Origin of the sequence: Enterobacter cloacae complex sp. IR5422 (assembly GCF_049238165.1) — a bacterium.
Lineage (GTDB): Bacteria > Pseudomonadota > Gammaproteobacteria > Enterobacterales > Enterobacteriaceae > Enterobacter > Enterobacter roggenkampii.
Genome location: NZ_JBMKHT010000046.1, coordinates 21,152 through 31,134 on the forward strand (window position 1 = coordinate 21,152; position 9,983 = coordinate 31,134).

At 60.2% G+C, this 9,983-nt stretch carries 10 protein-coding genes; 3 read left to right on the plus strand and 7 right to left on the minus strand.

The features are described from left to right. Nucleotides 1-14: 14 nt before the first annotated feature. Both ACOTXT_RS18395 and ACOTXT_RS18400 read left to right on the plus strand, forming a co-directional pair. Nucleotides 15-785 carry a (S)-acetoin forming diacetyl reductase gene (locus ACOTXT_RS18395; RefSeq protein ID WP_421625378.1) on the plus strand — a complete coding sequence of 257 codons (771 nt, stop codon included), beginning with the start codon at nt 15-17 and terminating at the stop codon, nt 783-785. Between the two features lie 131 nt (nt 786-916). Continuing rightward, complete coding sequence (locus tag ACOTXT_RS18400; protein ID WP_008499407.1) at nt 917-1,390, plus strand: cold-shock protein; 474 nt, start codon at nt 917-919, stop codon at nt 1,388-1,390. Between the two features lie 108 nt (nt 1,391-1,498). Here ACOTXT_RS18400 and ACOTXT_RS18405 read toward each other — a convergent pair whose 3' ends face one another. The 5 genes from ACOTXT_RS18405 to ACOTXT_RS18425 all read right to left on the minus strand — a co-directional run bounded on the left by ACOTXT_RS18405 (nt 1,499) and on the right by ACOTXT_RS18425 (nt 6,532). Next, complete coding sequence (locus tag ACOTXT_RS18405) at nt 1,499-2,203, minus strand: ABC transporter ATP-binding protein (protein WP_333165809.1); 705 nt, start codon at nt 2,201-2,203, stop codon at nt 1,499-1,501. Then, a complete protein-coding gene (locus tag ACOTXT_RS18410) occupies nt 2,190-3,026 on the minus strand; it encodes an ABC transporter ATP-binding protein (RefSeq protein WP_045335444.1) in 837 nt (278 codons plus the stop codon). Before ACOTXT_RS18410 ends, ACOTXT_RS18405 begins: the two co-directional genes overlap by 14 nt. Further along, nucleotides 3,019-3,852: an ABC transporter permease gene (locus ACOTXT_RS18415; RefSeq protein WP_023326857.1), complete on the minus strand. Its 834-nt coding sequence runs from the start codon at nt 3,850-3,852 to the stop codon at nt 3,019-3,021. The genes ACOTXT_RS18410 and ACOTXT_RS18415 overlap by 8 nt, the downstream gene beginning before the upstream one ends. Then, a complete protein-coding gene (locus tag ACOTXT_RS18420) occupies nt 3,852-4,865 on the minus strand; it encodes an ABC transporter permease (RefSeq protein ID WP_333165814.1) in 1,014 nt (337 codons plus the stop codon). The genes ACOTXT_RS18415 and ACOTXT_RS18420 overlap by 1 nt, the downstream gene beginning before the upstream one ends. A gap of 98 nt (nt 4,866-4,963) precedes the next feature. Next, nucleotides 4,964-6,532: an ABC transporter substrate-binding protein gene (locus ACOTXT_RS18425; RefSeq protein ID WP_023326859.1), complete on the minus strand. Its 1,569-nt coding sequence runs from the start codon at nt 6,530-6,532 to the stop codon at nt 4,964-4,966. Nucleotides 6,533-6,733: 201 nt separating this feature from the next. Between ACOTXT_RS18425 and ACOTXT_RS18430 the strand changes: the two genes are divergently transcribed. Next, nucleotides 6,734-7,432, plus strand: a complete 699-nt coding sequence (locus tag ACOTXT_RS18430) for a GNAT family N-acetyltransferase (protein WP_021242634.1) — start codon at nt 6,734-6,736, stop codon at nt 7,430-7,432. Between the two features lie 33 nt (nt 7,433-7,465). Here the strand turns inward: ACOTXT_RS18430 and ACOTXT_RS18435 are convergent, their stop codons facing one another. Together ACOTXT_RS18435 and ACOTXT_RS18440 are read right to left on the minus strand one after the other, a co-directional pair. Then, complete coding sequence (locus ACOTXT_RS18435; protein ID WP_021242633.1) at nt 7,466-9,160, minus strand: thiamine pyrophosphate-binding protein; 1,695 nt, start codon at nt 9,158-9,160, stop codon at nt 7,466-7,468. A 33-nt stretch (nt 9,161-9,193) separates the two neighbouring features. Beyond that, nucleotides 9,194-9,895, minus strand: coding sequence for an SDR family oxidoreductase (locus ACOTXT_RS18440; RefSeq protein ID WP_421625379.1), 702 nt, complete (start codon nt 9,893-9,895; stop codon nt 9,194-9,196). Nucleotides 9,896-9,983 lie beyond the last annotated feature (88 nt).

The following is a 9,983-nucleotide window of genomic DNA, read 5'->3' on the forward strand; positions in this document are numbered from 1 at the left end:
ATAAGGACAGAGAAATGCAAAAAGTTGCTCTCGTAACAGGCTCAGGCCAGGGGATTGGTAAAGCGATTGCGCTTCGCCTGGTGAAGGATGGCTTTGCCGTCGCCATCGCCGACTATAACGCGGAAACGGCCAGAGCCGTGGCCGATGAAATTATCCGCAACGGCGGTAACGCCGTCGCCGTGAAGGTAGACGTTTCTGACCGCGAGCAGGTATTTGCGGCGGTAGAGAAAGCCCGCACCGCGCTGGGCGGTTTCCACGTGATCGTCAATAACGCCGGGGTTGCGCCGTCCACGCCAATCGAATCCATCACGCCGGAGATTGTCGACAAGGTCTACAACATCAACGTGAAAGGGGTGATCTGGGGGATCCAGGCCGCGATTGACGCGTTTCGTAAAGAAGGGCACGGCGGGAAAATCATCAACGCTTGTTCCCAGGCGGGCCACACCGGTAACCCGGAGCTGGCCGTCTACAGTTCCAGTAAATTCGCGGTGCGCGGCCTAACTCAGACAGCCGCGCGGGATCTTGCTCCGCTGGGGATCACCGTTAACGCCTACTGCCCGGGCATCGTGAAAACGCCGATGTGGGCGGAGATCGACCGTCAGGTCTCTGAGGCGGCGGATAAACCGCACGGCTACGGAACCGAGACTTTTGCCAAACGCATTACGCTTGGCCGCCTGTCCGAGCCGGAAGATGTCGCCGCCTGCGTCTCATACCTGGCAGGACCGGACTCTGACTACATGACAGGCCAGTCTCTGCTCATCGATGGTGGGATGGTGTTCAACTAAATTCTAATAAGCTCTGACATGAGTTTTCCCCTGCCCCCGTGCAGGGGCTTTTTTTTGTCTCCTCCGTCATTGTGCATTACACTGCGCGCTGCAAAACTTTAGTCATTACGATCTGACAGGCGGTAACAGCGATGAACGGTACAATCACAACGTGGTTTAAAGATAAAGGCTTTGGATTTATCAAAGATGAAAACGGCGACAACCGCTATTTTCATGTGATTAAGGTCGCGAACCCCGATCTGATTAAGAAAGATGCCGCGGTGACCTTCGAGCCTACCACCAACAACAAAGGCCTTTCCGCTTATGCGGTGAAGGTGATCCCCGAAAGCAAACATCTCTATATCGCAGGCGAGCGCGTAAAGCTCACCTCGATCAAATCCTTCGTGGTGTTCAGCGAAGAAGAGCCCGTTGATACCAAAATCGACAAAGAGAACGCGGTGCTGTCGGTGGGCCTGCTGATGAACAGCATCAAGCCGAAATCCGATAAAAAGCCGGGCGAAATGCGCACGGTGAAGAAGCTGGCGATCACCACCTTCCAGAATACGACGCTGATCTTCACCGAAGATGAGATCGACATCGATGCCACGGTGAAGCTGCTGAAGTAATTGTTTGCCGGGTGGCGGCTACGCCTTACCCGGCCTACGAAAAACCATCAACGCGGCACAAAACGTAGGCCCGGTAAGCGCAGCGCCACCGGGCACCGCCGCACGCACTTAACCCATCCTGTGCTCGCCCCGTAACATCGCCTCACGGTCAAACACCTTCTGGATCTTCCCGTGCGCCATCAATGCCGCCCGGTCGGACATATGGGCAATCACGTCCGCGTCGTGGCTCACCAGCAGATAGGTCATCTCATGCTCGGCCTTCAGGCGATTAAGCAGGTTCAGGATTTCCGCCTGCACCGACATATCCAGCGCCGAGGTCGGCTCGTCCAGCAGCAGTAGCTGCGGGCGCAGCAGCAGCGCCCGGGCAATCGCAACGCGCTGACGCTGGCCGCCGGAAAGCTGGTGCGGATAGCGCCTGCCCGCGTCGGCGGAGAGCCCCACCTCCTGCAGCGCATTGGCCACCTTCTCCGCGACCTGGGTCTCGCCGCGAATGTTCAACGGCTCCGACAGCGTGCGAGAAATCGTGTGGTTGGGATGCAGCGACGCCCACGGATCCTGAAACACCATCTGCACGTTGCGGCGAAGCTCGCCTTCAAAGCGTCGCCCTGGCGTTAACGCTTCTCCCAGCATCGCAATACTGCCGCGCCACTCGCGCTGCAGCCCCGCCAGCACGCGCAGAATAGTCGATTTCCCGCAGCCGGATTCACCGATCAGGCTGAACGTCTCGCCTTTCTCAATGCTAAAGCTGGCGGCCGAAACCGCCGTTTTTTCCCCGAAGGCGACCTGCACCTGGTTAACCTCAACGATCGCCATCGCTGGCCTCCTTCCACGGCTGCGAACGGTCGAGCGTCGGCAGCATCTGCCCATAGGTATGGGCGTCTGGACGACAGGTCCACAGGGTGCGCGTGTACGGATGCGTCGCCTGCGGGAGCCGGCTTGCCGCCATCTCATCGACCTTTTCGCCCTGATACATCACCAGCACGCGGTCGCAGTGCTCCGCCACCAGCGGCAGATCGTGGCTGATGAGCAGCATCGCCATCTGGCGTTCTTCGCACTGCTGCACGAGCAGCTCGAGGATCTGGTTGCGCAGGCGGGCGTCCAGTGCGGAGGTCGGTTCGTCGGCAATCAGCATCTGCGGGTTGTTGATCAGCGCCATCGCAATCATCACCCGCTGGCCCATGCCTCCGGAAAGTTCGCCGGGATAGCGTGACAGCACGTTCTCGCTCAGCCCGACGGCGCGGAGGATGTCGTGAATACGCGCCGTACGCTCCGGACGCGGCAGGCGTTGATGCAGCGTGAGCGCCTCATCAAGCTGGGCGGCGACGCTTTTCACAGGGTTAAGGGCGTAGCGCGGGTCCTGCAGGACCATCGCAATCCCGTTGCCGCGCAGCGCCTGCCAGCGACGGGCGTTCAGGGTCAGCAGATCGTTGCCCAGCACGTTAAGCCGGTTGGCGCTTACGATACCGGGTTTACGCACCAGACCCATCAGGGCGCGGGCGGACATGGACTTGCCGGAGCCGGATTCCCCAACCAGCGCCAGCCGCTCGTTGCCAAGCGTAAAACTCAGGTTGTTGACCACGCGTGCGGCGGGGTAGTCGATATTCAGCGCATCGACGATGACGCGGTGTTCAGTCATGCTGTGGCTCCAGTACATCGCGCAGGCCATCGCCCAGCAGGTTAAACGCCAGGCTGGCAAACAGAATCGCTCCGCCCGGAATAGCGGCAATCCACCACTGGTCGAAAATCACCTGCATGCCGTCGGCAATCATCGCCCCCCATTCGGCCATGGGCGGCCGTGCGCCAAGGCCGAGGAAGCCGAGACCGGCGGCGGCCAGAATAATCCCCGCCAGATCCAGCGCCAGCCGCACAATCGCGGACGGCAGGCACAGGGGCAGAATATGGCCGACCAGCAGGCGCGGGCCGCGGATCCCCATCATCTCCGCGGCGGCCAGATAATCGCTGTGGCGCAGACGCTGAATCTCGCTCCGGGCCTGACGCGCGTAGGCCGGCCAGGTGGTTAAGGCCAGCGCCAGCGCGCCGTTGACCAGCCCCGGGCCGAGCATCGCCACAAACGCGAAGGCGAGGATCAGGCGCGGCATCGACATCACCACGTCGGTAAAGCGCATCAGGACTCGCTCCAGCCAGCCGCCGTAGTAGCCGGACAAAATCCCCACCAGCAGCCCGGCGGGCAGGGTAATGACCGTTACTAAAGCCACCAGCCCGAGCGCCGGACGCGTGCCGTAAATCAGGCGCGAGAGCAGATCGCGCCCGTAGCTGTCGGTGCCCAGCCAGTGCTGGCCGTTCGGTGCCTGCAGGCGCGCGGCGGCGTCCTGCCAGTTCGGATCAACCGGTACCAGCCAGGGCGCGAACAGGGCAATAAACACCAGCAGCGCGAGGGCAATCAGCCCGCAAACGGCGGCAGGGGAGCGGCGCAGGCGGCGTAAGAAGAGATAAAACGGCATCAGCGCACCCTGGGATCGGTCGCCCGCACAAGCAGGTCGGTAAGGTTATTGATCAGCACAAAGCAGACGCCGATCAGCAGCGTGCCGCCCATGACCGCGGTGGTGTCTCCGGCGAACAGGGCGGTGGTGAGATAGCGTCCGATGCCCGGCCACGAGAAGACGGTTTCGGTTAATACCGCACCTTCCAGCATGCTGGTATAGGCCAGGGCGATCACCGTCAGCAGGGTGCTGCGAATGTTCGGCAGCACGTGGCGCAGCAGAATGGCCATCTCCCCGGCACCCTTGGCGCGGGCAAGCAGGATGTACTCCTTGTTCATTTCGCCGAGGCAGGCGGAGCGGGTCAGACGGGTAATGCTCGCCAGCGAGTAGTACGCCAGCAGCAGCACCGGCAGCACCAGGTGGCTGATGGCGTTGCGAAACGCCTCGCGATCGCCGGAAAGCCAGGTATCTATCAGCGCAAAGCCGGTGCGCGGCTCGACGGTAAACTGCCAGATGTCGTCAAGCCTGCCGGGGCCCGCGCTCCACTGCAGCTTCGCGTAGAACAGAGCCAGCATCAGCAGGCCGAGCCAGAAAATCGGCACCGAGTTGCCGAGCAGGGTGAGCGTTCTGATGGATAAATCGAGCGGCGAACCGGCGTAGCGGGCGCACAGCACCCCGGCCGTCACGCCGAGCACGGACCCGATGATTAACGTCAGGGTCGCCAGCTCCAGCGTGGCGGGGAAGGCGTGCAGCAGATCCTGCAGCACCGGCTGCCCGGTGGCGCTGGCGGTGCCTAAATCACCGTGGGCGAGGCTCTGTAGATAGTGCCAGAACTGCACGGGCAGGGGACGATCCAGCCCAAGCTGGTGGCGAACCTGATCGTAGGTTGACTGGCTGGCGTGATCGCCGACGATCTGCAGCACGCGATCGACCGGGGAAAACGCCGAGAGCGCAAACGTGACGAGCAGCAGCCCGAAGAGCGTGAGCAGCAGGGTCAGAAGACCCTGAAGCACGCGGGTGGAAAGATGTGGCATGGAAAATCTCTTCATGCCGGGTGGCGGCTTCGCCTTACCCGGTCTACAAAAACCGAGAACACAGGCCGGGTAAGCGCAGCGCCACCCGGCAACAAGGGCTACTTCGTGACGCGATCGTACCAGACCATATCCGCGTTCAGCCCCTGCTGATACCCCTTCACGTTATCGCGCACCACGATCTGGGTTTTGCCCTGATCGACGAACACGTACGGCGAGCTCTGCTGCAGCTGCTCCTGCATTTTCTTGTACAGATCCAGACGTTTCGCCGGATCCGGTTCGGCAACCGCCGCCAGCGTGGCCTTGTTCAGCTCCGGGATTTTCCAGCCGTTCAGACCGGCCACGGTGCTGGACTTCCCGTCGTTCCACGCGAAGGCGCTGGCGTTGGAGTGCGCATCGAAGTAGTCCGGGATCCACAGACGGATCGCCGCCTGATGCTGCTTCGCGCGCACGCGGGCATAGACCTGGCTCCCAGCGGCAGGCAGCAGATCCACCTTCACGCCACCCTGCGCAAAGCTCGCCTGCATCGACTGGGCAATCGTGATAAACGGCGGCTTGTTCTCCACGTCCAGCGTGAAGTGCGCGTCCTTAATCCCCGCTTTGGCGAGGATTGCCTTCGCTTTTGCCGGGTCAAATTTAAACGGATTGTCTTCCAGCGCGCCCGGCAGGCCGACCGGCAGGAAGCTCTGGTGAACAAAATACTGGCCTTTCAGCAGGTTCTTCGTGATGCCGTCATAGTCGACCAGCCAGCGCGACGCTTCCCAGAACGCCGGGTTGTTAAGCAGCGGATTGGCGCTGTTGCCGGTGTTAAACACCAGGTAATTCTGCTCGGCGGACGGAATGCTCAGCACCTTCACGCCCGGCTTGCCGTCCAGGGCGCTAATCTGGTCTGCACCCAGATCGCGCGCCACGTCCGCATCCCCCTGCTGGATCAGCAGGCGGCGTGAAGCCGGATCGGGAACGTTTTTAATGATGATGCTTTTGAGCTTCGGCGCGCCGCCGGGGGCGGAATCGTTGGCTTCCAGCACGATGGCCTGATGCGGCTGATAGACGCGCATTTTGAACGCGCCGCTGCCCGCCGAGTGCATTTTCAGCCACGCGTTACCGAAGTCATTATCCTTGACGTTCGCGGCGACCTCTTTTTCATCGACGATAGAGGCAATCGGCGTGGAGAGAATATTCAGCGCCACCGACGGGCTGACGTCCGCCGTCCAGTGAAGCTGGAGGGTATGATCGTCCACCTTTTTCAGCTGGCTGGCGATGTTGCTCGCGTCCCAGCCCAGCACGTTGAGGATAAAGGCCGGGGATTTGTTCAGCGTCACGGCGCGGGTATAAGAGAAGATCACGTCTTCCGGGCGCAGCGGGTTGCCGGAGGCGAATTTCGCATCGGGTTTAAGCTTGATGGTCAGGGTTTTTGCTGCCGCGTCCGCGTCCCAGCTTTCTGCCAGAACCGGCGTGATTTTTTCCGGATTATCGCGGTCCGGCTGCACCAGACGCTGGTACAGGCTCGGCACGGTCTGGATGCTGGAGAGCTCGTTGGCTTCGGCCGGGTCGAGGCTCACGATGTCATCAAGCCCCTGGGCAACCACCAGCGTGTTGGGTGGCGTAGCGGCGTGGGCGGCGCCTGAGAGCGCAGCCAGCACCAGTAACGGCAACAGTTTTTTTGTCATAGCGATCCCTGAGAAGAATATATTGTGATTGTTTTATGCTCCGCTACGTTAGGGCGACTGTGACATTCCACAAAGTCGAAATTCAGCTTTACTTATGCCTTCCGGGAATATCGCATGCGCTCGGGCTATTAAAACACGCGGCTTTTCGCCTGCTTTTTAACCTGCTATAACAAATGCCTTACCTTTCAGGGAGTCACCGCCGTGCCCGAAATCAATCAACATGGTCAAACCGTTAACGATATCGTTCCCGACTGGAAGGGCGCGCGCGCGTTAACCCGCACGCCGCTGTTCGGCCAGTATTGTCGCCTGGAGCCGCTGGACGCCGATCGCCACGCGGCCGATCTCTTTGAGGCCTACGCGCTGGGAGACGACAGCGACTGGACGTGGCTTGCCAGCACGCAGCCCACGAGCGTGGAAGCCACCGCGCACTGGATCATGGCGAAGGTCATGGACGATGAGCTGGTGCCGTTTGCCGTCATTGACTTACGCAACGAACGGGCGGTGGGGCTGGTGAGCTATATGGCTAACGAGCGGCTGTTGGGCTCGGTGGAAATTGGTCACGTCACCTGGTCGCGCAAAATGAAAGGTTCCCGCATCGGCACCGAAACGGTGTGGCTGCTGCTGAAAAATGCGTTTGAGCACGGCTACCGGCGCCTCGAGTGGAAGTGCGATTCCATGAACGTTGCCTCACGCAGGGCGGCGGAGCGGCTGGGGTTTGTCTGGGAGGGACGCCTGCGCCAGAAGCTGGTGCGTAAAGGGCGCAACCGCGACAGCGATATGCTTTCTATTATTGACGGCGAATGGCCGCAAAGAGACGCGGAGCTGCGCGCCTGGCTGGCGGCAGAGAATTTTGACGATGAAGGGCGGCAGATAAAGCGGCTTGAGGCGTTTCGGTTATAAGTTTTTTATGTAGGGTACAGCGTAAACGCGCGGTTAATCCGCGGAAATCGCGATTTCAATCAGGTTGGTTTTTCCTGACTGTAGCCCGCGCGCTACCGCTTCGGCGATATCGGCAGCCTCGGTTACCCGGCAGCAGTGGACGCCCATGGCGGTGGCCAGCGACTGAAAATCGATATGCGGGTTCACCAGGTCCATCCCGATAAAACGCCCCAGCCGCGTTGAGCTGTAGTCAGCCTGACTCTTCATAAAGTTTTTCAGGATGTTGTACTCCCTGTTATTCATGACGATAAAGGTGACCGGCAGATTTTCGTGTGCCGCCGTCCAGAGCGCCTGCGGCGAGTAGAGGGAGGCTCCGTCTCCAACTAAACACACTACCGGCTCGCGGCCCAGCCCCAGCGAGTGACCTACTGCTGCGGGCATCCCCCAGCCCAGTCCGCCGCCGCGCATAAAGTAGTAGCGCTGGTGCTGCTGGTCAGAGATGAACCGGCGGACATGCCTGGCGGTCGCTATCGCCTCATCAACGATGGTGGTACCCGCCGGAATGGATCGGATGACTTCCCAGGCTGCGACCATCGGCGAAAGGGCCGGGCGTAGCCGCTCGGCGGCGAGACGTTCTTCCTGCTGCTGCCACTCCTTCTCCCGTTCGTCGCGGGCCGCCACCAGCAGCCGCTGGTGGAGCAGCCTGCTGGCGATCAGGCGCTGCTTAAGCTTTGGCAGCAGTTCGTGCAGGGACAGTTTGATATCCCCCATCACCGAAAGGCGAGTGGCATAGGTGCGGCCAAGCTCGTGCATATCCGCCGAGAGCTGATACACCGCGCAGGTCGCCGGAATAGCCTCGCCCTCGCTGTACAAAATGGTGATCAGGCTTCTGCCGCCGATGATAAATACGGCATCGTAGGCATTGATGATGCTGGCGATTTCGCTGGCGGTGGTGGGCATATTGCCCCGCCAGAGCGCGTGCTGAGTGGGAAAAGGCAAATTCAGCGGCCAGGAGGAGCCGTAGACGTGGGCGCTGAGCGCTTCCGCCAGCTCGACAATCTCCTGCGTCGAGCCGCTGGAGTGCACCTCATCGCCCGCCACAATCATGATCCTGCCCGGCGCGATCTCGCTGAGCGCCTCCGCCAGCTCGTCCAGCGAGCCCGCCACGGTGTGGTAGTTTACTCTCGACGCCGTCTGTATTCCGGCGTCGCTCAGCTCTTCCATCACGTTCATTGGCAGAGAGAGCAGCACCGGACCAGCCGGAGGGTAGCTGGCAGCGTGAAACGCCCGGCGCACCAGCACCGGGAGCTGGTCGGCGCTGGTGACCTCCTGCGCCCACTTCATGACCGGAGAGCCGATGGACACAATATCATCATACAGCAGCGGGTCGCGGACGTAGTGCCGCGTATCCTGCTGTCCAACGGTCACCACCAGCGGGGTTTTCATGATCCGCGAATTAATGAGATTCCCCATCCCGTGCCCCAGACCGCTGGCGGTATGCAAATTGATAAAACCGGTCTTGCCTGAGGCTTTCGCATAGCCGTCGGCAATCGCCACCACGGTGCTCTCCTGAAGCGCCAGAATATAGTGAATATTTTCATGGCGAAGCAGGGCATCAATGAGCGGAAGTTCGGTGGTGCCGGGGTTGCCAAAAATATATTCCACGCCTTCACTCTCCAGCACTTCAAGAAGAATATCGGCACCCGTTCGCATATTGAGATCTGATAAGGACGTTAATGATTTAATCATACTGACACCTCATTCAGTATTATTTAACGCAGGCTAAAATTCTTCCTGCGTTGGACGCACAACAATTTCATTAATATCAACGTCGCCAGGCTGTTCTATGGCAAATAAAACCGCGCGGGCAATTGCGTCAGCCGGAATAGCCTGCTTATAAAATTCATGGAGAAATTTTTTACTCTCTTCGTCAGAGCTGCCGAATTGCAGTTCGCTTTCGACGGCGCCGGGCGAAATAAGCGTCGTGCGGATAGTTTTACCCGCCTCCTGACGTAAGCCTTCACTCAGCGCGCGGACGGCGAATTTCGTGGCGCTGTACACCACGCCGCCAGGCGCCAGCACCTTGATGCCCGCGACGGAGGCAACGTTAATAAAATGCCCGCTGCCCTGACGCTGGAACACCGGCCACGCGGCCGCGATGCCGTACAGCACCCCTTTCAGATTGGTGTCAATCATCTTGTCCCATTCGTCGGTTTTCAGCTCGCTCAAGGGGGCGATAGCCATAAAGCCCGCGTTGTTGATTAGCACATCCACGCGCTGGTAGGCGGCAACGGCAGCGTCAATGGCGCGCTGAACCTCTTCCTGACGGGTGACATCGGCCTTCACGGCTATCGCCTTGCCGCCTTGCTGAATAATCTGATCTACCAGGGCATTAATTCTGTCCAGACGGCGCGCCACCAGCACCAGCGAAAACGCGTTATTCGCTAAGGAAGTTGCGATTAAGTGGTCCGCAGCTCCCGATATGACGCCCCAAACCGTCCTTTATCGACGTCCTGTGGCTCAATTTTCCAATTTTCAGCCCAAAATCGTCTCTTCGTGGCTGATTTTGGCC

Bases quoted from the DNA above. Each gene is read 5' to 3' on its own strand.
- ACOTXT_RS18395 (WP_421625378.1), top strand. From the start codon at position 15: ATGCAAAAAGTTGCTCTCGTAACAGGCTCAGGCCAGGGGATTGGTAAA.
- ACOTXT_RS18400 (WP_008499407.1), top strand. From the start codon at position 917: ATGAACGGTACAATCACAACGTGGTTTAAAGATAAAGGCTTTGGATTT.
- ACOTXT_RS18405 (WP_333165809.1), bottom strand. From the start codon at position 2,203: ATGGCGATCGTTGAGGTTAACCAGGTGCAGGTCGCCTTCGGGGAAAAA.
- ACOTXT_RS18410 (WP_045335444.1), bottom strand. From the start codon at position 3,026: ATGACTGAACACCGCGTCATCGTCGATGCGCTGAATATCGACTACCCC.
- ACOTXT_RS18415 (WP_023326857.1), bottom strand. From the start codon at position 3,852: ATGCCGTTTTATCTCTTCTTACGCCGCCTGCGCCGCTCCCCTGCCGCC.
- ACOTXT_RS18420 (WP_333165814.1), bottom strand. From the start codon at position 4,865: ATGCCACATCTTTCCACCCGCGTGCTTCAGGGTCTTCTGACCCTGCTG.
- ACOTXT_RS18425 (WP_023326859.1), bottom strand. From the start codon at position 6,532: ATGACAAAAAAACTGTTGCCGTTACTGGTGCTGGCTGCGCTCTCAGGC.
- ACOTXT_RS18435 (WP_021242633.1), bottom strand. From the start codon at position 9,160: ATGATTAAATCATTAACGTCCTTATCAGATCTCAATATGCGAACGGGT.